Raw genomic sequence first — 21760 nt, 5'->3', positions numbered from 1 at the left:
GCCGGAACGGTGGCGGTCATGTCACGCCTCCTTACGCTCGGCGCGGTTCTGCACGCGGATGAAGATGATGGCGACGATCACGACGAGGATCGTGATGGCCGAGGCGATGGTCGCGGCGTAGCCCTTATCCGTGCCGCGGATGAACTCCTGGTAGGCGTAGAACGAGGGCACATAGGTCGACTTGCTGGGTCCGCCGTTGGTGAGGATGAAGACCGGGCCGAACACCTTGAGGGCCGCGATGGTGGTGGTCAGCGCCACGACGAAGACCTCGGGCTGGATCATCGGCGGCGTGATCGCGCGGAAGCGCTGGAACCAGTTGGCGCCGTCGAGCTCCGCCGCCTCGTACAGCTGCGGGTCGACGCGCTGGAGCGCGGCCATGAAGATCACGACGGGGTAGCCGATCTGGATCCAGATCATCAGCACCATGACCGAGGCCATCGCGGTGCTGTACTGGCCGCCCAGCCAGTTGATCTGCACGTCGGAGCCCGTGACGGTCGTGAGGAACTGGTTGAGCACGCCGTCGGAATTGGGCTTGAGGATCCAGCTGAACATCACGCCGGCGACCGCGATCGGGAGGATCTGCGGAAGGTAGTACGTGGCGCGCAGGAAGCTCGACAGCTTGGCGCCAAAGCGGCGGCCGACGACGTCGAACAGCAGCGCGGCGATCACGAGGCCCAGCAGTGTGGGCACGATCACCATGGCGATGATGACGAGCACGATGTTCTGGAAGGACTGCAGGAACTCCTGGTCGGAGGCGAGCGCGATCCAGTTCTCGAGGCCGGCGAACTGCTCCTCCGCGCGTCCTCCGCGCCAGTGGAAGAAGCTCAGCCGGAGGTTGCGGACGATCGGGTAGAGGATCACGATCGAGACGAGTACGGCTCCGGGGATGAGGTAGAGCCAGTACCCGCGCTTGCTCGCGTCGCGCTGCGGAATGCGAGCCGGGTCGTCCTGCGCGGGCCGCTTCGCGGCCTTGCCGGCCGGGCGCTGAAGGGTGGGGGTCATGCGAGGTCCGTCTCCGGTGGCGGCCCCGGGAGCGCCGGGGCCGCCACCTTCGTGAGGGTGGGTGGTGGACTAGCGGAGGTCCGCCACGTAGCTCTCGTAGTACTCCATGAGCTGCGCCTGAGCGCCGGCGGCGTCAACGGTGCCGTTGACGAGGCTCTGCATTACGGAGTTGAGGTCGCCGTAGAAGGTCGGGGTCGGCCAGTCGGGGTAGAAGGACAGGCCGTCACGGTCGTTGACCTCGTTGAAGAGCTCGATGAGCGCCTGCGCGTCGGGGTCCGTGATGTCCGCGGGGTCGGCCGCGACGGGCAGGCCGCCCGAGTCGCCCAGCAGCGCCTGGATCTCGGGGCGCATCGTGATGTCGATGAACACCTCGGCCAGCTCGGGCTGCTTGGACTCGACCGGCACCACCCAGATGTTGCCGCCGGAGCCGGGGGTGAGGGTCGCGCCGGGCCAGTTGGTGATGCCCAGCTCGAAGTCCGCGATCTCGTTGAGGAAGCGGCCGTACCACCACGAGCCCGAGTAGAACATCGGAACCTCGCCGTTGATGAACTGCAGGCCGGCGTCCTCGGCGGTCATGCCGGACACGTCGGCCGAGATGAAGCCCTTCGACACCCAGTCCGACACCGTCTCGGTGGCATAGCTGATCTCGGCGCCGTTCCAGTCGACCTCGTCCGTGTACAGCTGGTAGGCGTTGACGAAGTCACGGTCGGCCTGGCTCAGCACCAGCTGGTACCAGAGCTGACCCATGGGGTACTCCTGCGCCGAGGTGGTCAGCGGGGTGATGCCCTCGTCCGTGAATGCCTGCATCGCGGCCTTGAGCTCCTCGGGGGTGGTGGGCACCTCGATCCCGTACTCGGCGAACATGTCCTGGTTGAAGTACAGGAACACGAACTCGCCGTAGTTGGGGACGCCGTACCAGGAGCCCGAACCCATCACGCCGTTCTCGTCGTACTTGGCGATGGTGTCGATTCCCGCGCCCAGCTTGTCGGCCCAGCCGTAGGTCTCGTAGGCCTCGTCGAGCGGCAGGATCACGCCGGTCGCGGCGAGCTGGCCGGCGGTGCCGTTGCCCTTGTTGTATTCCGACACGTCGGGCGCGTCGGACGAGTCGAACAGCTGCTGCGCGGAGGCGTTGAGGTCCTCGAACGCGGTGGTCTCGAGGTTGACGGTCGCGCCGGTCTCCTCCTCGAAGATCTCGATGGCCCGGTTCCAGGCGATGCCCATGGCCGAGTCCTCGCCCTCCTAGTGCATGACGGTGAGGGTCTCGCCCGCCCAGTCGCCGCTGCCTCCGGCGCCGGTCGTGGGGTCCGTCTCGCTGCCCGAGTCCGAGCACGCGCTGAGCGTGAGTGCGCCCACCGCGAGTACTGCCGCGGTAGCTCCGATGCGGTACTTCATTGTCCGTTCCTGCTTCCCGATCGTGGCCCGGGGGCCGGGTGGGGAGCGCCGCCGTCGCGCCGCTTCGAAGCGCTTCGACGATGCACGTGCGTGCGAATCACTGCGGGTGCGTCACGGTGATCCGACGAACGAGGGCTGCGCGGCGCGGGTCGCGACGGAGCCCTGGTCTATGTAGGTCGGGGGGATGAGGACGATGCGCGGGGTGCGGTCCCCCCATCGATGGCCTGGACCAGCAGGTCCACGGCGACGGTGCACGACGCTCGCGCGTCGAGCGGCATGGTGTCGAACGGCACGGCGAAGCGTGCGGTCGAGAAGCTGACTCCGGCCGCGACCACCGACACGTCGCGCGGGGTCTCGAGGCCGAGCGTCGCGAGGGTCGACGTCAGGGAGGAGGCGACGTCGGCGGTCGTGTTGAGCACGATCGCGTCGAGCTCGGGCAGCCGCTCGCGCAGGCGGCGCACGCTTCCCTGTGCCGTGTGGCCGCCCGGGTGCGCGACCGCGATCTCGACGCCGAGTACGGCGGCGTGGTCCTCGAACGCGCGCAGGAAGCGGCGGGGAAGTTCGAGCCGCGGTCGAGGGTCTCGCGGCGGTGAGAGATGAGGCCGATCTGGCGGTGGCCGGTCTCGACCAGGCGGTCGATCGCGGTGCGCGCCGCGGCCTCGAAGTCGAGGTCGACGCAGAGGAGGCCCTCGGTGTCGGCGGGAAGGCCGACGAACACCGTGGGGCACGCGAGCGTGCGCGCGAGCGGAACCCTGGCATCGTCCTCGTCCACGTCGAGGACCACGATGCCGTCGGCGAGCTGCGTCGCCGCCGAGCGGCGCATGCCCGCGAGGGCGTCGTCGTGCACCAGCAGCAGCGTGTCGTAGTTGTGGCTGCGCGCGACCTTGGTGGTCTCCATCGCGAAGGACATGTGGGCCGCGTCGTCGGTGTCGGGGTGGACCGGCTCGGACACCGCGATGATGTGGGAGCGATTGGCGGCGAGCATGCGCGCGCTGGCGTGAGGGAGGTAGCCGAGCTCCTGGGCCGCCGCGAGCACGCGCTCGCGGGTGGCCTGAGTGATCGAGCGCTTGCCGCTGAGGGCGTATGAGACGGTGCTGATGGACACGCCCGCGGCCTGCGCCACGTCAGCGATGGTTGCCATCTCGACTCCGTCGTCTCGGTCCTGTCTGCGCCTCCCCAAGGCCGGGAAGACGGGGTCGAAGCGCTTCGACGGCGCCTCGATGTAGCGAGAGTATGTTTCCCGTCGCAACAAAGCAAGCCGCTTTATGGAATCGTGACCTGCGGCCGCGCGCCCCCGCAGACGCCACGTGCCCCGCCCCTCGGGGAGGGGCGGGGCACGCGGGTCGTGCGGCCGGAGCCGGTTCAGCGGTCGAGAGCGTCCCACCGCTGGAGGAACGCGGCCACCGCGTCGCGCGTGATCGCCGCGCGCGGACGGAACGTGCCGTCGGTCCAGCCCGCGGTGATTCCTCGCTCCGCGAGCCACGCGATCGCTTCCGCGTGCTCGGAGCTCGACGCCGTGACGTCGGAGAACCGGTCGAGCGCACCCAGGTTCACGCCGGACGGCGAGCCCGCCGCGCGGTAGAGGAACGCCGCGACCGCGTCACGCGTCACGAGCGCCCGGGGGCGGAACGTGCCGTCCGACCATCCCTCGACGATCCCCTGAGCCGCGGCCCATTCGATCGCGAGGTAGTGCTCGGAGGTTGCCGGCGTGACGTCGGGGAACGTGGGCGTCGCGGGTGCCTCGAACGCGGGCGATCCCGCCTCGCGGTAGAGGAAGGCCGCGATCGCGTCCCTCGTGGCGTGCGCGTACGGGCGGAACTCCTGTCCCGCGGGCGTGCTCCACCCCGTCGAGATGCCTCGTGCGGCCATCCACAGGATCGCCTCGTAGTGCTCCTCGTCGCCGGAGAGGTCGCCGAACTCGACGGTCTCCGTCACGCACGGGAGCGATCCCGAGCGCAGCGAGAAGCCGTCCGTGTCGGCATCGTCGGCGTAGAACGTGGGCACGGCGCCACCGACGCACATCGAGGCATCGCCCACGGCGAAGCCCTCGTTGGCGATGTTCGCCATGCCCGCGGGACGCTCGTAGACCGCGGTGGCCTCGAACGCGCCGTCGACCAGGGCGAAGGCGGCGATCCTGCCCTCGCAGGCCTCGTCGCAGACCACCCACAGCTGCGAGCGCTCGGCGTCGAACTGGACGTCCGCGACGAGCGAGAACGCGACGCCGTCCGTGGGGATCGACGCGACGCGGACGAAGGAACCGTCAGCCATGAGTGCGTACGCGTAGGCACTCGCCGTGCCCTCGACGCCCACCACGAAGAGCCCGCCGCCGTGGCCGGGGTACGTGGCCGGGTCGTAGGCTGCGCCGGTGGAGGCGTCGAGCAGCCCGCCGTCGACCAGCCAGGCGTCGGGGATCCACGTGACGCCCTCGAGGCCGCCGTTCGCGGCGAGGCCGGGGAAGTCCGCCGCGAGGTTCCACTCGGCCGTCGCGACCAGGGTGCCGGAGTCGCCCGAGACCTCGTAGCGCAGCATCGCGGGGCGGCTCACCGAGCTCGCGTCGTTGTTGCGCTCCGAGGACACGTACACGGTGCCGTCCGCGGCGACGTGGACGCCCTCGGCGTCGACGGTGCCGGTGCCGCCCGGATACGTGAGCGTCCACTGGCCGGTGACCTCACCGGACATCGCCATGCGGTAGAGCAGGCCGTCGCCGTTCTGCACCGCCCACAGCTCACCGTTCGCGACGTCGACCCCGGACAGGTCACCGCCGAAGGTCGGCTCGGAGTCGAGCACGCTCACGTCCGCGCCGCCCGGCCACGGCAGGGCCGTGACGATTCCCGCGCACGCGTTGGCCGCGCCCTTGGTGGTTGCCTGCGTGGTCTCGAAGTCGCCCACACCGTCGGGGCAGCGCCCATAGGTGGTGCCGGCGTGGCTCGCCCACTCGTACGTGTCGAGCAGGGTGACGCCGTCGGCGTCGAAGAGGCGCACCGAGTCGGCTCCGCCCAGTCCGTACCCCAGCGCGTCGAAGGCGACGAACGCCCCCGACGCGAGCATCGTCCCCGCAGGAACGGTGAAGGCGTGGTCGTCCTCGGCGTCCTTGATGACCAGGCCGCCCAGGTCGACCTCGACCGCGCCAAGGTTGATGAGCTCGACCCAGTCGGTGGTGTCGCCGTTGGACTCGACCTCGTTGATGCGCACGGGGATCGCGCACGAGTTCGGCTCTCCCTTGGTGGAGAACGGCGCGTCGATCCACTCGCCCACGCCGTCGGCGCAGCGCGACCACGACACGAGCGCGTGCGCGGGCCAGGTGGTCTTGGCGGCCAACTCGCCGGTCAGGTCGTAGAGGCGGAACTCGTCGCCGTTGCCCAGCCCGAACGTGAAGCCCTCGGGGTAGGTCGCGCTCTGCTGGTCGATCACCAACAGCCCGCCCGCGGGGACCACGGAGCCGGCGGGCACCACGTCCGTGCGGGTGTCGTCGTTGTCCTTGATCGCCCAGCCGGAGATGTCGATCGGCGCATCCGTGAGGTTCGCGACCTCGACCCAGTCGGTGTCATCGCCGTTGGACTCGACCTCGTTGATCGCGAGGCTCGTGGACAGCTCGGCCGGCTCGTCGATGGGTGGCTCGATGGTGCCGCAGTCGTTCGCCGCGCCCTTGGTGGTCTGCGCGGTCGTGACGATCTCGCCCAGCCCGTCGGGGCATCGTCCATACGAGGTGGTCGCGTGTGAGGTCCATGCGTGAGCGTCGACCAGGGTGGTGCCGTCCGCGAGGAACACGCGCGCGGTGTCCGCGCCACCGAGACCGAAGCCGTGCGTCGCGTCCGCGTCGACGTCGATCGCGAGGAAGGCGCCGGGGGCGATCGTGGTGTCCGCGGGGATCGCGAGGGTGCGCGAGTCGTTGTCGTCCTTGACGACCCAGCCGGACACGTCGACGGGCGCGTCGCCCATGTTGATCAGTTCGATCCAGTCGGTGGCGTCGCCGTTCGACTCCACCTCGTTGATCACGACGGAGGGCAGTTCCTCCGCTACGGCGACGGGAACCGCGAGGCCCCCGATCGCCAGTGTGAGTGCCGCCGTTGCGGCCGCGCGAGAGCGCACGTGCATGATGCCACCTTGTCATCGTCGAGGGACCTAGCAGGGGCGACGCTAGTCCTCGGGCGTGAACTCCCGGTGGCGAGTGAGTGGCGCGTGGGTGGCCCGGCGGTGTCGAGCCGGTGACGGGCCCGTGTGCGACGGTGCCTAGCCCTGCTGCCAGGGAAGGCCGGCGCCCTTCCACCCCTGCCAGCCGCGGTGGCCGTGCTCATCCGTCGTGCCCTCGAAGCCCTCGAGGACGTTGTACGCGGGGCCCAGTCCTGCGGCGGTGGCAGCGACGGCAGCGCCGATGGAGCGCTGACCCGAGCGGCACAGGAAGACAATGGGCTGACCCGGCCGGGCGCCCGTGGCCTGGAGCTGGGCCACGAAGTCGGGGTTGGGGGTCATCGACGGATACGACGCCCACTCGATGAGGGCGGCCTGGCGTCCGAGCGAGGACGCGTCGGGGACGCCGACGAAGCGCCACTCCGCCTCGGTCCGCACGTCCACGAGCAGCGCCTCCGGCGTCTCCTCGAGCAGCTTCCATGCCTCGTGCGGGGTGAGGTCTCCGGCGTAGCTCATCGCGGTCCCTTCGTGTGCGGGTGAGTTCGCCTGCGGGCGAGTCTCGGCTGGCGTCAGTGTAGGCGGAGGGCGAGTCCTACGGGGCGACGGAATCCTCGAGGCCCTCGGGAACTGCGCCGTTCCACCACAGACTTCCGTCGGCGACCACGGCGTCCCCGCGACCGTCTCCGATGTCGTACCTCACCACCGAGTAGGCGCGTGCGAGCGTGACCGCGTCCTCCCAGGCGGCGACGCCGAAGCTCTCTTCGGGCGAGAAGCCCACCACCTCGAGGGATGCGAAGGGCGCCTCGCCTTGCTCTCCCGCGGCGAGGTCGAGGCGGTCGCCCAGCTCCCACCCGTGCTCGTCGCGATAGCGCACCGACACGACCACCTCGCCGCTCGCGGGGGCGCGGCCCTCGACGATCGTGCCGTCGGGCAGCGGGCCGTCGTACGCGGAGAGCGGCGTACGGCTTGCCTCGCGGTCGGCGAAGAGCACCGGTGCGGTGACCGAGACGAAGGCGTCGGGATCGACCGCCCTGACGGCCCCGACGTGGTCCTCCCACTCGGTCATCGTCACGAACGTGACGCCGTCCATAACCGGCTCCGGGCTAGGGCTGTCCGTGATCCACACGGCGAACCAGGCTGAGTGTTCCGTGTCGGGCACTCCCGGTGCGGACTCCCATGGCCGAGTGATCGCGAGGGTGACCGCCGCCCCCGCGGCCAGCACCGCGACCGCGGCCACCGCCCATCGAACCCACGTCGGCCGCACCTTCGGCGCGACCGCAACTCCCGCATCGTCCCTGATAACCCCCATGGGGTCACCCTAGCGGCTACCCCTCCTCGGGATGCGGCTTGTGCGGGGTAACCGGCGGCAGCGCGGACCACGGGAACGTGATCCACCTGTCCGTGCGCTTCCACACGTAGTCGGGGTCGATCACCGAGCGCGGCTTCGCGTAGAGCACCACGGTCCGCACCTCGGCCGCGTGCTCCTCCATGAGGCGCTTCACGAGCGCGAGAGTCTCGCCCGTGTCGGCGACGTCGTCGGCGACCAGCACCTTGAGCCCGGCCATGGCGTCGGTGTCGAGCAGGGGCGGCAGGACCACCGGCGCGGGAAGGCGCTCGTCGATCCCGGTGTAGAACTCGACGTTGAGGGTGCCCACGCCCTTGGTGCCCAGCGCGTAGGACAGCGCCCCGCCCACGGGAAGCCCGCCGCGCGCGACGGCCACCACGACGTCGGGCTCGTAGCCGGAGTCCGCGACCGCCTGCGCGAGCTCGCGCGACGCATCGCCGAATCCCTGCCAGGTGAGGATCTCGCGCTCGGGTGCCTCGGTCATGGTGTCTCCTTGTCGCGGGTTCCGCCGTGAGGCGAGGGTACCGGCCCGCGAGGGGACGATGCTCGGGCCCGGCTAGCCTGGTCCGATGGGCTTCTTCACGGGTGACGGCGACTCGCGGCGCTTCTACGAGGCGGATGCCTGGTTCACGCAGTGGCTGGTCGCGAGCCCACGCTCGAGCGCGTACCTCGCGACGCAGGTGCGCAAGGCGACGGGCCACGACCTTCGATTCACGCCGGCGGAGCTGCGGCCCACGATCGACTGGGCCGTGCGCGACCTGCGCCGCGACCGCTCGGCGGTCAGGCCCGACTGGGCGTACCGCAGCGAGCTCGGCCAGTCCCTCACGATGCACGGCGCCGCGCTCATCGACGGACTGCTCGTCTACCTGGGTGGGCTCGCGGACGACCACCGCCCGCTCGAGTGGTTGCTCGACCGCAGGGAGGGCTCGCCGACCTACCTGGACCCGATCCTGGGACCCGACGGGCCGCCCATCGCCGCACTGCCGTTCGCGCTCGCGGCCATGGGGGAGGGGCGCGCGGCGTGGGACACGGTCGAGGACGTGCTGCGATGGTTCGGCTCGCCCGGCACGCTGACCTACGAGGCATTCGACACCCCGCGTGACGTGCGCGAGTCCTTCATCCCTCGCGGCGGACTGCTGAGGCGCGTCGAGCGTCCCAGCGAGATCCCGCAGGTGCCGCCGTCCGCGGCGCTCGGTCCTCTGGAGGAGGGCGACCCCGGCCTCGTGGTGCACGATGCCGGGCCGGGCCATGCGCCCGGCACGCCGTCGGACGCGACGCACCACGCGATCGTGATGCTCGCGGCGGGCGCGATCGACGAGCCCGCGCTCTTGCGTTTCCTGCGGGCGGCCGATGCCGCGCCCGGCATCACCCGCGTCGCGTTCCGCAGCCACCATCTGCTCGAGGTATGGGCGCCGGGGATGCTGACGGTCGAGGTGCTGTCCGAGCTGCGCAGGGCCGCACGCAGCGAGCTGCCCGCACGGCCCGACGATGCCCCGCTGAGCGAGGACGACCGGCGCGGACTGCTCTTGCGCGCACCGTTCCTCGAGAGGCTGGGCAAGGCCGAGGACCTCGCGACGCGCGTGCTCGAGGTCGACGGCTTCGACGCGACGGTGACGGTCCAGACGCCGTGGCTCGACGACTACACGTACACGGTGGCGCTTCATCCGCGGCTGGTCGAGACCCTCACGCAGGACCGCATGGAGGCGGTCGCGAACGCCGCGGGCGAGCTGCCCGGCGTGGACCGCGTGCTGTGGGAGGACGCCGAGGCCGTTCACGTCCACGCGCCGGGCCTCGCGGCCGACTCTCTCGCGGATGCGGTGGCCGACGCGCTGAGGTGAGGCGGAGCGGCGACGCACCGGTCGCTCTCCAAAGTCCCTGGTGAATATGGTCACCAAGGTGCACAATGCGTTCATGGGGGCACCATCGCAGGGGCGCACCGACGCGCCGGTGAGGCATGCCGCGCTCGCGGGCATCATCGTCGTGAGTGTGAGCGTCGCGCTCATTCTCTTCAGCACGGGCGTCGCGGGGCGCGTGTTCGGCTCGGTCGAATGGTCCGATGCCGCGCTGCCGACGTATCCCGCGACCGCATGGTCGGGCGAGGCGGAGCCGGTGGCCGAGGGCCTGACGCTCGAGCTCGTGGTGCCTCAGACCATGTGTCCGCGCGCGAGATCGCTCGACGGCGGCCATATCGGGGTGATGGTCGCGAGCTCGTGGACCGGCTCCTGGCCGTCCGTCTCGGGCTTTGTTTCTGGAGACCACTACCCGCGCCTCTACGGCGGGCCCGAGGGTGCAATCCTCGAAGCGAACCCTGAGGCGAGTGAGGTGACGGTTGAGGGCCGCATGCTCGACCTCGAGGATCCGGCCGATGCCGTGGTCGCGCGGTCGTGGACCGACGCGTGCGGCGAGGTAGAGGCCATAGCGATCGCGGCACCGGGGGTCTCGCGGGTGGAGAGGTGGGGGTAGAGGGATGAACGGATCGGCGAAGGAGACGGCCGGTGCGGCGGGGACGTCGCTCACGGGGGACTCGGGTCCGCGCCACGACTCTCCGACCAAGCGCGCCGCGATCGCGGGGATCGTGCTTGCGGGCCTCGCGCTCGCGGTGGTCGGGGTCGCGACCGTATGGGACCGGCCCGCGCAGGTGCCCACCTACGCCGCGGACGCATGGACGGGCGTGGCCGCGGCCGTGGCGACGGGAGCCGATGCGGCGTCGCGCGGGATGTTCACGGCGTGCCCGACCGCGACCCTGTCGGACGGCGGCGCCGTCGCCGGCCTGCTGCTCGTCGAGGGGTGGGGCGCGACTATCACGGCGCCGATGGGCGGCGAGTCGCGGGTGCCGGTCGAACTGCGTGCGGCCCCAGGCATCGTGATCGATCACGACGACAGGAGTGAGCCGCCCGTCATGGGCCGCGTCCTCGACACCGCCGTGGCGTCCGACGCCGCGCTCGCGGACGCGTGGACCGGCATGTGTGGGGAGGTCGAGGACGTGGTGCTCGTGGCGCCCGACGCGGTGGTCGAGGTGCCGATCGTCGTGCCGTAGCGGCGGCGACGTCCCTCACATCCCGCGGCTCCGCCACACGGCGCTCCACTGTGGCGACGGTGAGCGTCCCATGGGAGGCCGCGACCTCGTGAAAGCGACCACCAGCGTCCCATTGCGCTCACCGCGTGTGGCGGAGCCGCGGGGGCGGGAGCGGGGCCAGCCGGTCACCCCTGCGCCGGTAGGATTGCCCCATATCCGCCGGCTCCTTCCGTCTCACCTTCGAGGACTTCATGACCGACGCGCCCGACCCGTTCGACGCCCCCGCCCAGTCCGCCGCCCACCTCGACACCGTTGAGCATGCGGCCGCCACGCCCGACCAGGAGCAGCCGTGGGGCGACCTCGGCCTCAAGGCCGGTGAGTACCAGCGCATCCGCGACATCCTGGGCCGCCGTCCCACCAACGCGGAGCTCGCGATGTACTCCGTGATGTGGTCGGAGCACTGCAGCTACAAGTCCTCCAAGGTGCACCTGCGTCAGTTCGGCGAGAAGACCACGCCGGAGATGAAGGAACGCCTCATGGTCGGGATCGGCGAGAACGCCGGCGTGGTCGACATCGGCGACGGCTGGGCCGTGACGTTCAAGGTCGAGTCGCACAACCACCCGTCCTATGTGGAGCCCTACCAGGGCGCCGCGACCGGAGTCGGCGGAATCGTCCGCGACATCCTCGCGATGGGCGCACGTCCGGTCGCGGTGATGGACGAGCTCCGCTTTGGCGACATCGACCACCCCGACACGGGCCGTGTGGTCCACGGCGTCGTGTCCGGCGTGGGGGCTACGGCAACTCGCTCGGTCTGCCCAACGTGGGCGGCGGCGCGCGCTTCGACTCGTGCTACCAGGGCAACCCCCTCGTCAACGCGTTGTGCGTGGGCGCGATGAAGCACGAGGACATCCACCTCGCGTCCGCCGAGGGCGTGGGAAACAAGGTCGTGCTCTTCGGCGCCCGCACCGGCGGCGACGGAATCGGCGGGGCGAGCATCCTCGCGTCGGAGACCTTCGAGGACGGCGTTCCCGCAAAGCGTCCCAGCGTCCAGGTGGGCGACCCGTTCATGGAAAAGGTGCTCATCGAGTGCTGCCTCGAGCTCTTCGCGGCGGACGTGGTGCAGGGCATCCAGGACCTGGGCGCCGCAGGCATTTCGTGCGCGACGAGCGAGCTCGCGAGCAACGGTTCGGGCGGCATGCACGTGTGGCTCGACGATGTCCTGCTGCGCGACCCGAGCCTCAATGCCGGCGAGATCCTGATGTCGGAGTCGCAGGAGCGCATGATGGCCGTGGTCCGGCCCGAGAAGCTCGACGAGTTCCTCGCGATCACCGGGAAGTGGGACATCGAGAGCTCGGTCGTGGGCGAGGTCAACGACTCGGGCCGCCTCACGATCGACCACCACGGCGAGCGAATCGTCGACGTCGACCCGCGCACGGTCGCGCACGACGGCCCCGTCTACGACAGGCCCTACCACCGCCCCTCGTGGATGGACACTCTCCAGGCGGATCGGGCATCGTTCCCGCTTCCCGCCACCGCCGCCGAGCTCCGCGAGTCCTTCGTGACGCTCCTCAGCAGCCCCAACATGGCCGCGCGTGACTGGATTACCAGCCAGTACGACCGCTACGTGCAGGGCAACACTGCGGCCTCGCGGCCCGACGCCGCCGGCGTGATCCGCATCGACGAGTCCACCGGCCGCGGCGTCGCGATCGCGACCCGCTCCAACGACCGCTTCACCAAGCTCGACCCCTACGAGGGTGCGCGTCAGAGCGTCGCGGCCGCCTACCGTGGCGTCGCGATCACGGGCGCCGAGCCCACCGCGGTCACCGACGGTCTCAACTTCGGCTCGCCCGAGGACCCGGACTCGATGTGGCAGTTCGCGGAGGCGATCCGCGGCCTCGCCGATGCCTGCCAGGAGCTGGGCGTGCCCGTCACCGGCGGCAACGTGAGCCTCTACAACGGCACGGGTGAGCCGGGCAGGATCGACAGCTCGATCAACCCCACCGCAATCGTCGGCATCTTGGGGATCCTCGACGACGTCGCCCGCGCTGTCCCCAGCGGCTGGCGCGAGGAGGGACAGCTGCTCTTCCTCGTGGGCGAGACGCGCCGCGAGCTCGACGGCAGCGAGCTCGCCGCCGTCAACGGCCACCTGGGCGGACTGCCCCCGCGCGTGAACCTCGCGTGGGAGCGGGAGCTCGCCCAGATCCTCATCGCGTGCTCGCGCGACGGGCTGGTCGATGCCGCGCGCGACGTGTCCGAGGGTGGACTCGCCGCCGCGGCCGCATACGGCGCGCTGCGCTACGGCGTGGGCGCGCGGATCGTGCTCGACGAGGTCTGCGAGCGCGACGGGCTCACCCCAGCGCAGGTGCTGTTCTCGGAGTCCCAGGGGCGCGCGCTGCTCACGGTGCCGCGCACCGAGGAGCCGCGCTTCACCGCGATGCTTGAGGCCCGCGGCGTGCCGTTCGCGCGAGTCGGCGTGACCGGCGGAGACGTGCTCGAGGTCCAGGGTCAGTTCGATGTCTCGCTGGCGGAGCTCACCGAGGCCTGGCAGGCGCCGCTTCCCGCGCGCTTCGCTTGAGGACGATGCCTCCGCGTCGCAGGATTCCCGTTGCCGCCGGCCGCGAGGCCGTCGCCCAGTGGTCGGCGCTCTCCGCCGCGGGCGATGTCGAGCGCGGCCTGACGGCGACGGCCGTGCGCTTCAGCCTCGAGGAGCTCGCCGCCATCGCGCCCGGGCGCTCGCTCGAGGTGCGCGTGCCGCCCTTCGGGGCGGTGCAGTGCATCGAGGGCTCGGTCCATCGTCGCGGCACGCCTCCCGCCGTGGTCGAGATGGCGCCCGACGTGTGGCTGGGCCTCGTGACGGGCGCGGTGCGGTGGGACGATGCCGTGGCCGCGGGCAGCGTCGACGCGTCGGGGGAGAGGTCGGACCTGTCAGACCTGTTGCCGCTCGCGCTGTAGCGTGCCGCCGCGTGAGGAGCGCGCCGGGCGCAAGGCCGCCACCACCGCGGCGGCGATCGCGATGGTGGCCGTTCCAACCAGCGTGACCGCGAGCAGCGGAAGGACCGCGTGGCCCGCATGCTGGGCGGCCCACGTCCATCCGGCCACCACGGAGCCGCCCTCGGCGTCGACAGCGACGGATCCACGGAACGTGCCCACCGCGAGCAGCGCACCCAGGGCGAGCCCGGCGGCGAGGCCGTTGAGCAGGGGAAGCGCGAAGTGCGCCGACGCCGCGATGCGCGCGTTCCGAGCGGTCAGTCCGAGCGCGGACCGGGCATCGTCGTCCTGGGCCGTCGCCTGACGCGATGCGACAAAGGCGGCGAAGGATGCGAGGGCGAGCATGGTGAACGTCAACGTTGCGGCCACGAGGAGCGGCGTCGCGTTCACGCCTCCAGGACCCAGGCGCGGCGGGAGCGCCACGGGGCTGTCGAAGGCAGAGCTTCCAGGCTCGAACGTCATGAGCGCGTCCGCCCACATCGCGAGCGAGAGCCACACGGTGATGACCCCGAACGCCAGACCCGCGACCGACATGACCGTCGCGGGCACGGCCGCCTGGCGTGGGTGACCCGTCAGCGCGTCGCCTGCGGCGAGCGCCCACGGCCGCCTCGAGCGCCGCAGCCGGCTCCCGAGACCCCTGACGATTCCCCTGTTGAGTTCCGCGAGCATGGCGACGGAGGCGATCGTCGCGGCGCCCGCGGTGATCCACACCAGACCGAGCCAGGGTGACGTCCCGTCCCCGCCCGGCCCCTCACCGGTCTGGCTCAGGACGATCAGCACCGCCACCAGCGCGCCCCACAGCCCGTAGATCCATGCGGGAGAGATGCGCCGCGAGAGCTCTGCCTCGGTCACGGGCGAGACGGGCTTGAGGGCGGCGACGGGGGTGACGCGCGACGCCCAGAAGGCGGGCAGGGCACCGAGCGCCGCGGCCAGCACGACGCCGAATCCCACCGCGCCCGCGAGCAGCCAGCCCGGCCACGTGAGCCCCGGGGGAGCAGCGCCAGCGGATGTGACGAGGCAAAGGCAGACCACGCCACGGCGTGCGCGGCGGCGGCGATCGCCGTGCCCGCGAGACCCGCGAGCAAACCTGTGAGCGCGACCTCACCCAGCGTTGCGGCCGCGACGTGGTGGCCGCGGGCGCCCAACACGCGCGCGGTCGCGATCCACTGCGAGCGTGACTGCGCCCGCGCGCGTCCGACGGTCATCGCGATCCCGATGAGCCCGACCACCAGGACCCCCGCCGCGAGTCCCGCGACCTGGACTGTCGCCTCCTGCAGGTCTCCCACCCAGGGGCTGCTCCGCTGGCCCAGCGCCGCGATGTCCGCGCTCGGCTGACGGGTCGCGACCTGGACATAGGCAAGGTCGAGCGGCGCGCCCGCGTCGTCCGAGAACTGAGGAGGCGTCTGGCCATGGAGGTCGACCGCGTCGTCCCACGCCAGCACGCCCGCGGCCACCCGCAGGTCATAGCGCCCCTCAAGTCCCGACCGCAGCAGTCCCGACACCGTGCGCGCGCCCAGGTCCTCCGGCGCCCCCTCCCACTCTCCCGTGGAGAGCGGCACCGAGTCCCCGATGACCACGCCGGCGCGCTCGGCCCACGCCGCGTCCACGACGATCTCTCCCGGAACGGGAGGCGTGCCCCCGAGCAGGACGCGGTCCCAGTCAAGGTCTCCGCGCGACCCCACCACGGGTGCGAGTGCCTCCCACGCCGTCGACTGCTCGCCGTCGGCGTTCGTGAGCGACAGGTTCCACAGCTCGAGAGTGGCGGTCGGGCGCGCGCCGGACTGCTCGGCCGCCGCGAAGGCCCCCTCAAAGCGATCGGGCGCGACCGCGTCGGGGACGTCCCGCCCGACCATGAACCCGACCGTGGTCGCGCCCTCGGTACCGTGCGCGTCGGTCGCATAGGCGTGAATCGCCGACTGCTGAACGACGTCGAGCGCCGCGAAGGCGGCGAGAGCGACGGTGAGCGTGAGCAGGGCGCCCGTCCACGCGAGGTAGGCCCGATGCGCGCGGGCCTGCTCCCTCATCAGGCGCCCGATCATCGCGCCACCCCCACGAGCCCCTCATGCATCGCCTGCGCGGGTGTCTCGAGGCGGACCATCCATGCCCCCAGCGTCGCCACCGCGCCGAACACCGCGGTGAACCCGACCGCACCCGCGAGTGCCGCGGTCCCGTTCACGGAGTCGAGGCCAGCCCCGATGTAGGTGTCGGTGATCACCCCGGTCAGGGATACGCGCGCCCGCTCGAGCATGGTCATCACGATCCGCACCGCCGCACCCGCGACCGTGCCCACGCCGACCGCGACCGCGCCCACCGCCCACACCTCGAGCGTGATGGCCCAGCGCTGTGAGCGGGCATCCGCCCCCAGCGCGGCCATGGTCGCCGCCTCACGCGCGCCGGCACGAATCACGCCAAGCGCGAGCGCCGCCATGGGAATCGCGAGCACGATTCCCCCTCCGAGAAGGCTCAGCAGCATGTCGGTGAACCCGCCGGAGTCGGTCGAGGCGGGAACGCTCATCCCGAAGCCCGCGTCGTCGCCGCCGGTGCGTGAGACGCCGTCCATGCCGCTGGCGACGGCCGTGAGATCCGCGGTGTCGGACACATAGATCAGGTAGGCCGTGCGGTCGGCCGCGCGCTCCCAGGCGGGCGTGGCGTCCACATACGCATCGGTGCACGTGGCGCACGGGACGATGCCCGTGGGGACGGCGGTGCCCACGCCGAGGTCGGTGACACTCGTGATCCTCCCTGCGGCGGCCGCTCCCGGGTGCCGCGTGAGGGCCTCGGCGAGCTCGGGGTCGACCGCCCGCAGCCGCTCGGGCTCCACCGCGACGATGGTCTTCCACGTCGACGCGACATGTGCGGCCGGCGCGACGATCACGGTGGCCACGCCCTCGATCCGGTCGAGCCGCGCGGCCGTCTCCTGCCGGTCGTGGTCACCCCAGACGAAGAACGAGCCGAAGTAGCGATCGGACTGCTCGATCCCTGGGTTGCTGGTGACGAAAGCCGTCCACATGAACGCGAGTCCGCCCAGCGCGACCACCGCGCGTCCCATGGCGCGCGAGCCCGTGCGCGAACGGGCGTCGAGCACCGCGCCCACGCGGGTGGCGCCGAAGCCCGCGACCGTGCGCGAGGCGGCCGCCAGCGTCCGCACCGCGAGCACGCGCGCCCACGGCAGGGCGACCCCGAAGGCGAGGGCCACGCTCGCGAGCCAAGCGATGCCCACCGCGATGCCGGCGGCGTTGGTGACCCTGTACCCCGGCATCGTCCCGTGCGAGGCGGCGAGGCCCACGACCACCCCGGCCGCGAGGGCGCCCACGACCGCGACGGCGAGCGCGCCGCGGCGCGGCATGCCCGTGGCCTGGCGGCGTGAGTCGGCGTGGAGGCGGTCGACCGGGGTGCCGCGGCGGCGCAGCGCGACCACGCCGTGCGCGACGGTGAGCGCGACGACCGCCGCAAACGCCTCGACGAGGCGCATCTGCCATGCGTCCGCCGACGCTGAGAACGGCTCCCAGCCGCGGCTCACCTCGATGCCGACGTGCAGGGTGCCCGCGATGACGTACGCGAAGGCGACCGCCGTGGCGCCGTCGCGCAGCCCGATCACGAGTGCGCGCCCCAGGCTCGCGTGCGTGGTCTCGCCGAGTGCCGCGCGCACCGCGGACTCCTCGGGGGCCGCGGCGTTCCGGATGCCGAGCACGGGCACCAGGATGAGCGCGAGGATGGTCGCGAGGACCAGCGCCTCGACCAGGTACACGCGGAGGAGCGCGACATCGGGAAACAGCGACGTCTCCTCGCCCGCGCATCCGGCGACGCATGCCTCGAGGTTCCACGGCACGGTGAGCAGCATGAATGCGAACGCCGCGGCGCCCGCGATGATCGCCGCCGTGCGCCTCACCGCTCGACCCCCGCGAGCGCGTCGAGGCCCGCGAGCACCGCATCGGGCGTGGGATCGGTGACGTGGCCGGCGACCTTGCCGTCCGCGAAGAGCAGCACGCGGCCGGCGTAGGACGCCGCGGTCGGGTCGTGCGTGACCATCACCACGGACTGCCCGAGCTCGCGGCAGGACTGACGCAGGTGAGCGAGGATCTCGGCGCTCGCATGGGTGTCGAGGTTGCCCGTGGGTTCGTCGGCGAGGACGATGCGCGGGCGGGTGATGAGCGCGCGGGCGATCGCGACGCGCTGCTGCTGGCCGCCCGACATCTCGTACGGGCGCCGCTCGAGCTCGCGCCCGATCCCGAGCATCGTCACGAGAGAGTCGAGCCAGTCCTCGTCGTGCGGCAGCGCGTTGAGGCGCAGGGGGAGCAGGATGTTCTCTCGCGCGGTCATGGTCTGCAACAGGTTGAAGCCCTGGAACACGAATCCGACGATCCGCCCGCGCACCCGCGCGAGCTCGCGGTCGCGCATCGCCGTGATGCGCTCGCCGCCCACCCACACGTCACCGGCGTCGGGACGATCGAGCCCCGCGAGCAGGTGCACGAGCGTGGTCTTTCCCGAGCCCGACGGCCCCATGACGGCGGTGAGCACGCCCGAGGGGACGTCGAGGTCCACGTGGTCGACCGCGACCACGCGCGCCGCGCCGCGTCCGTATGCCTTCGTCAGCCCGCGCGCTCGCAGCGCGAGCGGCTGGTCCTCCGGGATGTCCATGCCAGCGAAACTATCGGCACCCGGGCGCGCAGGGCATCGTCCCCCGGCATGGACCTGGGGTGATACCCGGGTATGACGCGTCAGTGGTGGGGGCGCACCAGCCCGGCCTCGTATGCGATCACCACGGCCTGCACGCGGTCGCGCGCCCCGAGCTTCGCGAGCACGCGACCCACGTGCGTCTTGACGGTCGGCTCGGCCAGGAACAGCTCCGCCCTGATCTCCTGGTTCGACAGCCCGCGTGCCATCAGCGTGAGCACCTCGCGCTCGCGATCCGTCAAGGCGCTCAGTCGCTCATCCTCCTCTGCGGCCTCGCGCCGGTCGGGAAGCGCGGCGACCCGCGCGAGCAACCGCTTGGTCGACGAGGGCGCGATCACCGCGTCGCCCGCGTGCACGGTCCGCACCGCGGCCAGTAGGTCCTCGGGAGGGGCGTCCTTGAGCAGGAAGCCCGAGGCGCCCACGCGGATCGCCGCGACCACGTACTCGTCGAGGTCGAACGTGGTGAGGATGATCACCCTCGTGGGAGACGTGGCGGTGAGGGCCTCGCACGCCGCGATGCCGTCCACGCCGGGCATGCGGACGTCGACGAGCGCGACGTCGGCCGGCGGGTCGAGCGCCGCGAGCGTCGCGATGGCGGCCGCCCCGTCGCCGGCCTCCGCGACCACCTCCATGTCCGGCTGGGAGTCGATCACCATGCGGAAGCCCGCGCGGATGAGCTGTTGGTCGTCGACCAGCGCGACCCGGATCATGCGTCCTCCTCGAGGGTCGTGGCGGGTGCGGTCGTGGTCGCCGTGCGCGGTGTGAGAGGCAGGCGCGCGCGGACCAGGTAGCCGCCGCCGGCGCGCGGGCCCGCGGTGAGCGCCCCGCCAAAGACCGTCGCGCGCTCGACCATGCCCGCGATGCCCAGACCGGCGCCGTCGCCCACCGACGCCGCGCCCCTGCCGTCGTCGGACACCGTGACCACCAGGGCATCGTCCTCCCAGCGCAGCTGGACGAACGCCGTCACGTGCGGGCCCGCGTGCTTGAGCACGTTCGTGAGGGCCTCCTGGACGATGCGGTAGGCCGCCAGTCCCGCGCCGATCGGCAGCGGGCGGGGGTTCCGGTGGTGATGTACGAGACCTCGAGGCCGCCCTCGCGGATGGACGCGACGAGCGCGGGGATGTCCGCGAGCGAGGGCTGCGGACCCAGCGCGGCCTCGGTGTCTCCCTCACGCAGCACGCCCAGGAGCGCGCGCATCTCGGTGAGAGCGGCACGGCTGACGTCCGCGATGGTGTCGAGGCTCGTGAGTGCCGCCGCGGGATCCGTGCGACCGGCGAAGCGGCCGCCGTCGGCCTGGGCCACGACCACCGAGAGGGTGTGCGCGACGACGTCGTGCATCTCGCGCGCGATGCGGGCGCGCTCGTTGGAAGCGGCGAGCGCGATGGCCGCGGAGTCGTCCGACCGATGGCGACGCTCAGCAGCGGCGGCACGGCGGCGCGAGCGCCCCAGAGCCACCGCGAGGATGGCGGCCGCGACGGCGCTCACCGCCGCCACCGACCACGCGAGCCACTCCATGGCGCTCACCGTAGCGCGGCACGCGCGGGTGCGACCGCATCGCCCCAGGTCACACGCGGGTAACGATTCGGCGGCGAGTCGGTGCACCGGTTGCGGGTCGCGCGCGTGCCGGGCTACGTTCGATTGCAAGCGCTTGCGTCGATGAGGACGCATACTCCTCACGGTGCGGGCGCCGCTCCCCGGTCATCGCATTCCGCGGTGTGCCGGGGGCGTTTCTCAACGACGAGGAGGCGCAGTACACATGAATCGACGTTTCATCCTCCCGGTCACGGCGCTCGCGCTGGGTGGCCTGGTGCTCGCCGGATGTTCCGGTGGCGACGACCCCGAGGGCGGGTCCACGAGCGGCGGCGGCGGAACCATGGCCGAGGGCTGTGAGGACTACGCCGACTACGGCATGCACGAGGGCGAGACCGTTCAGGTCTACTCGACCATCCAGGAACGCGAGGCCGACGACCTGGTGACGTCCTTCGAGCAGTTCGAGGAGTGCACCGGCATCACGGTCGACTACGTGGGTACTCAGGAGTTTGAGACCCAGATCAACGTCCGCGTCGAGGCGGGCGACCCTCCGGGCATCGCGATCATTCCGCAGCCCGGTCTGCTGGCTCGCCTGGTCGAGGCGGGACACGTCATGGAGGCCCCCGACGCGGTCGAGGCCAACGTCGACGAGTTCTGGTCCGAGAGCTGGAAGGGCTACGGCACGTTCGACGACGTCTTCTACGCCGCCCCGCTCATGGCCTCCGTCAAGGGCTGGGTCTGGTACTCGCCCTCGGAGTTCGCGGAGAAGGGCTATGAGGTGCCCACGACGTGGGACGCCATGATGGAGCTCACCGCGCAGATGGCCGCGGACGGAGCGGACAACACGCAGTACCGTCCGTGGTGCATCGGCTTCGAGTCGGGTGACGCGACCGGTTGGCCGGGCACGGACTGGATCGAGGACATCGTCCTTCGCCAGGCCGGACCCGAGGCCTACGACCAGTGGGTCGCCGGCGAGCTGCCCTTCGCCTCCCCCGAGATCCAGGGAGCGTTCGACACGTTCGGCGAGATCGCCCTCAACCCCGAGTACGTCAACGGCGGACTCGGCGGACCGGAGTCGATCATCTCGACGTCGTTCAACGACGGCGGCCTGCCGATCCTCGATGGCAACTGCTCGATGCACCACCAGGCCTCGTTCTACGAGGCACAGTGGCCCGAGGGCACCACGGTTGCCGAGGACGGCGACGTGTGGGCCTTCATCACCCCGCCCGTCGCGGAGGGTGACCCCGCCGCGGTGACCGGTGGTGGCGAGTTCGTGGCCGCCTTCAACGACGACCCCGCCACGGTCGCGCTGCAGACCTTCATGTCCTCGGACACGTGGGCCAACATCCGCGTCTCGCTCGGCGGCGTCATCTCCGCCAACCAGGGACTCGACCCCGCCAACGCCAGCTCGCCGATCGGCCAGCAGGCGGTCGAGATCCTGCAGAACCCCGACACCATCTTCCGCTTCGACGCCTCGGACCTCATGCCCGCGGCCGTGGGTGCGGCGTCCTTCTGGACCGGCATGGTGGACTGGGTGAACGGAACCAAGACCACCGAGCAGGTCACGTCGGAGATCGACGCAACCTGGCCGTGATGTCTGAGTGCGGTGCCGGTCGGGTCTCCCGACCGGCACCGTCCGTCCGTGGAGAGAGGAGTCGACGATGCTGTCGACGGTGATGGCCCCC

General features: G+C 71.5%; 20 protein-coding genes and 2 pseudogenes. 6 read left to right on the top strand and 16 right to left on the bottom strand.

What is annotated here, in order from left to right; all coding sequences use genetic code 11:
• Positions 1-21: 21 nt before the first annotated feature.
• From QUE44_RS09565 to QUE44_RS09525, 9 genes and pseudogenes are all read right to left on the bottom strand, one after another.
• Positions 22-1002: a carbohydrate ABC transporter permease gene (locus tag QUE44_RS09565; protein WP_286214289.1), complete on the bottom strand. Its 981-nt coding sequence runs from the start codon at positions 1000-1002 to the stop codon at positions 22-24.
• 69 nt (positions 1003-1071) lie between these two features.
• The gene (locus QUE44_RS09560; protein WP_286214288.1) at positions 1072-2223 is read right to left on the bottom strand and encodes an ABC transporter substrate-binding protein; all 1152 of its coding nucleotides are present in this window, start codon (positions 2221-2223) and stop codon (positions 1072-1074) included.
• 18 nt (positions 2224-2241) lie between these two features.
• Positions 2242-2394: a hypothetical protein gene (locus QUE44_RS09555; protein ID WP_286214287.1), complete on the bottom strand. Its 153-nt coding sequence runs from the start codon at positions 2392-2394 to the stop codon at positions 2242-2244.
• A gap of 167 nt (positions 2395-2561) precedes the next feature.
• Positions 2562-3122, bottom strand: coding sequence for a substrate-binding domain-containing protein (locus QUE44_RS09550; protein WP_286216746.1), 561 nt, complete (start codon positions 3120-3122; stop codon positions 2562-2564).
• Positions 3123-3406: 284 nt separating this feature from the next.
• Positions 3407-3535, bottom strand: a pseudogene (locus tag QUE44_RS09545) (LacI family DNA-binding transcriptional regulator); the annotation flags it as partial.
• A 221-nt stretch (positions 3536-3756) separates the two neighbouring features.
• The gene (locus QUE44_RS09540) at positions 3757-6489 is read right to left on the bottom strand and encodes a lamin tail domain-containing protein (protein ID WP_286214286.1); all 2733 of its coding nucleotides are present in this window, start codon (positions 6487-6489) and stop codon (positions 3757-3759) included.
• A gap of 135 nt (positions 6490-6624) precedes the next feature.
• Positions 6625-7038: a rhodanese-like domain-containing protein gene (locus QUE44_RS09535; protein ID WP_286214285.1), complete on the bottom strand. Its 414-nt coding sequence runs from the start codon at positions 7036-7038 to the stop codon at positions 6625-6627.
• Positions 7039-7114: 76 nt separating this feature from the next.
• Positions 7115-7831, bottom strand: a complete 717-nt coding sequence (locus tag QUE44_RS09530; protein ID WP_286214284.1) for a hypothetical protein — start codon at positions 7829-7831, stop codon at positions 7115-7117.
• 16 nt (positions 7832-7847) lie between these two features.
• The gene (locus QUE44_RS09525; RefSeq protein ID WP_286214283.1) at positions 7848-8351 is read right to left on the bottom strand and encodes a phosphoribosyltransferase; all 504 of its coding nucleotides are present in this window, start codon (positions 8349-8351) and stop codon (positions 7848-7850) included.
• 85 nt (positions 8352-8436) lie between these two features.
• Here QUE44_RS09525 and QUE44_RS09520 point away from each other — a divergent pair, with 85 nt between their 5' ends.
• The 5 genes and pseudogenes from QUE44_RS09520 to QUE44_RS09500 all read left to right on the top strand — a co-directional run bounded on the left by QUE44_RS09520 (position 8437) and on the right by QUE44_RS09500 (position 13835).
• Entirely contained in the window at positions 8437-9705 is a 1269-nt protein-coding gene (locus QUE44_RS09520) for a hypothetical protein (protein WP_286214282.1), read from the top strand.
• 73 nt (positions 9706-9778) lie between these two features.
• Positions 9779-10330 (top strand): hypothetical protein, encoded by a 552-nt coding sequence (locus QUE44_RS09515; RefSeq protein ID WP_286214281.1) that lies wholly within the window; start codon positions 9779-9781, stop codon positions 10328-10330.
• 4 nt (positions 10331-10334) lie between these two features.
• On the top strand, positions 10335-10904 hold the full coding sequence (locus QUE44_RS09510; protein WP_286214280.1) for a hypothetical protein: 570 nt from the start codon (positions 10335-10337) through the stop codon (positions 10902-10904).
• A gap of 230 nt (positions 10905-11134) precedes the next feature.
• Positions 11135-13458: pseudogene (gene purL, locus QUE44_RS09505) on the top strand (phosphoribosylformylglycinamidine synthase subunit PurL).
• 5 nt (positions 13459-13463) lie between these two features.
• Positions 13464-13835 (top strand): sterol carrier family protein, encoded by a 372-nt coding sequence (locus QUE44_RS09500; RefSeq protein WP_286214279.1) that lies wholly within the window; start codon positions 13464-13466, stop codon positions 13833-13835.
• On the opposite strand, the gene QUE44_RS09495 is transcribed toward QUE44_RS09500, so the two are convergent.
• From QUE44_RS09495 to QUE44_RS09465, 7 genes are all read right to left on the bottom strand, one after another.
• Positions 13809-14807 (bottom strand): hypothetical protein, encoded by a 999-nt coding sequence (locus QUE44_RS09495; RefSeq protein WP_286214278.1) that lies wholly within the window; start codon positions 14805-14807, stop codon positions 13809-13811. The two genes, QUE44_RS09500 and QUE44_RS09495, sit on opposite strands and share 27 nt — an antisense overlap.
• Positions 14720-15910 (bottom strand): FtsX-like permease family protein, encoded by a 1191-nt coding sequence (locus tag QUE44_RS09490; RefSeq protein ID WP_286214276.1) that lies wholly within the window; start codon positions 15908-15910, stop codon positions 14720-14722. Before QUE44_RS09490 ends, QUE44_RS09495 begins: the two co-directional genes overlap by 88 nt.
• Positions 15907-17760, bottom strand: coding sequence for a hypothetical protein (locus tag QUE44_RS09485; protein ID WP_286214275.1), 1854 nt, complete (start codon positions 17758-17760; stop codon positions 15907-15909). The genes QUE44_RS09490 and QUE44_RS09485 overlap by 4 nt, the downstream gene beginning before the upstream one ends.
• The gene (locus tag QUE44_RS09480; protein WP_286214274.1) at positions 17757-18509 is read right to left on the bottom strand and encodes an ABC transporter ATP-binding protein; all 753 of its coding nucleotides are present in this window, start codon (positions 18507-18509) and stop codon (positions 17757-17759) included. Before QUE44_RS09480 ends, QUE44_RS09485 begins: the two co-directional genes overlap by 4 nt.
• Positions 18510-18589: 80 nt before the next feature.
• Positions 18590-19255, bottom strand: coding sequence for a response regulator (locus QUE44_RS09475; RefSeq protein WP_286214273.1), 666 nt, complete (start codon positions 19253-19255; stop codon positions 18590-18592).
• Positions 19252-19536: an ATP-binding protein gene (locus QUE44_RS09470; protein WP_286214272.1), complete on the bottom strand. Its 285-nt coding sequence runs from the start codon at positions 19534-19536 to the stop codon at positions 19252-19254. The genes QUE44_RS09475 and QUE44_RS09470 overlap by 4 nt, the downstream gene beginning before the upstream one ends.
• Positions 19509-20060, bottom strand: a complete 552-nt coding sequence (locus tag QUE44_RS09465) for a sensor histidine kinase (protein ID WP_286214271.1) — start codon at positions 20058-20060, stop codon at positions 19509-19511. Before QUE44_RS09465 ends, QUE44_RS09470 begins: the two co-directional genes overlap by 28 nt.
• Before the next feature lie 241 nt (positions 20061-20301).
• Here QUE44_RS09465 and QUE44_RS09460 point away from each other — a divergent pair, with 241 nt between their 5' ends.
• Positions 20302-21669: an ABC transporter substrate-binding protein gene (locus QUE44_RS09460; protein ID WP_286214270.1), complete on the top strand. Its 1368-nt coding sequence runs from the start codon at positions 20302-20304 to the stop codon at positions 21667-21669.
• Positions 21670-21760: the final 91 nt, after the last annotated feature.

This window comes from Demequina sediminis, assembly GCF_030296675.1.
In the GTDB taxonomy this organism is placed as follows: Bacteria; Actinomycetota; Actinomycetes; order Actinomycetales; family Demequinaceae; genus Demequina; species Demequina sediminis.
Note: the sequence above shows the minus strand (reverse complement) of the source record. Positions and strands in the feature narration are given on the sequence as shown.

Excerpts from the sequence above, each read along its gene's own strand:
- QUE44_RS09515 (WP_286214281.1), top strand. The coding sequence starts at position 9,779 with ATGGGGGCACCATCGCAGGGGCGCACCGACGCGCCGGTGAGGCATGCC.
- QUE44_RS09560 (WP_286214288.1), bottom strand. The coding sequence starts at position 2,223 with ATGGGCATCGCCTGGAACCGGGCCATCGAGATCTTCGAGGAGGAGACC.
- QUE44_RS09535 (WP_286214285.1), bottom strand. The coding sequence starts at position 7,038 with ATGAGCTACGCCGGAGACCTCACCCCGCACGAGGCATGGAAGCTGCTC.
- QUE44_RS09520 (WP_286214282.1), top strand. The coding sequence starts at position 8,437 with ATGGGCTTCTTCACGGGTGACGGCGACTCGCGGCGCTTCTACGAGGCG.
- QUE44_RS09500 (WP_286214279.1), top strand. The coding sequence starts at position 13,464 with ATGCCTCCGCGTCGCAGGATTCCCGTTGCCGCCGGCCGCGAGGCCGTC.
- QUE44_RS09540 (WP_286214286.1), bottom strand. The coding sequence starts at position 6,489 with ATGCACGTGCGCTCTCGCGCGGCCGCAACGGCGGCACTCACACTGGCG.
- QUE44_RS09565 (WP_286214289.1), bottom strand. The coding sequence starts at position 1,002 with ATGACCCCCACCCTTCAGCGCCCGGCCGGCAAGGCCGCGAAGCGGCCC.
- QUE44_RS09530 (WP_286214284.1), bottom strand. The coding sequence starts at position 7,831 with ATGGGGGTTATCAGGGACGATGCGGGAGTTGCGGTCGCGCCGAAGGTG.
- QUE44_RS09475 (WP_286214273.1), bottom strand. The coding sequence starts at position 19,255 with ATGATCCGGGTCGCGCTGGTCGACGACCAACAGCTCATCCGCGCGGGC.
- QUE44_RS09555 (WP_286214287.1), bottom strand. The coding sequence starts at position 2,394 with ATGAAGTACCGCATCGGAGCTACCGCGGCAGTACTCGCGGTGGGCGCA.
- QUE44_RS09490 (WP_286214276.1), bottom strand. The coding sequence starts at position 15,910 with ATGATCGGGCGCCTGATGAGGGAGCAGGCCCGCGCGCATCGGGCCTAC.
- QUE44_RS09480 (WP_286214274.1), bottom strand. The coding sequence starts at position 18,509 with ATGGACATCCCGGAGGACCAGCCGCTCGCGCTGCGAGCGCGCGGGCTG.
- QUE44_RS09525 (WP_286214283.1), bottom strand. The coding sequence starts at position 8,351 with ATGACCGAGGCACCCGAGCGCGAGATCCTCACCTGGCAGGGATTCGGC.
- QUE44_RS09460 (WP_286214270.1), top strand. The coding sequence starts at position 20,302 with ATGAATCGACGTTTCATCCTCCCGGTCACGGCGCTCGCGCTGGGTGGC.
- QUE44_RS09510 (WP_286214280.1), top strand. The coding sequence starts at position 10,335 with ATGAACGGATCGGCGAAGGAGACGGCCGGTGCGGCGGGGACGTCGCTC.
- QUE44_RS09465 (WP_286214271.1), bottom strand. The coding sequence starts at position 20,060 with ATGGAGTGGCTCGCGTGGTCGGTGGCGGCGGTGAGCGCCGTCGCGGCC.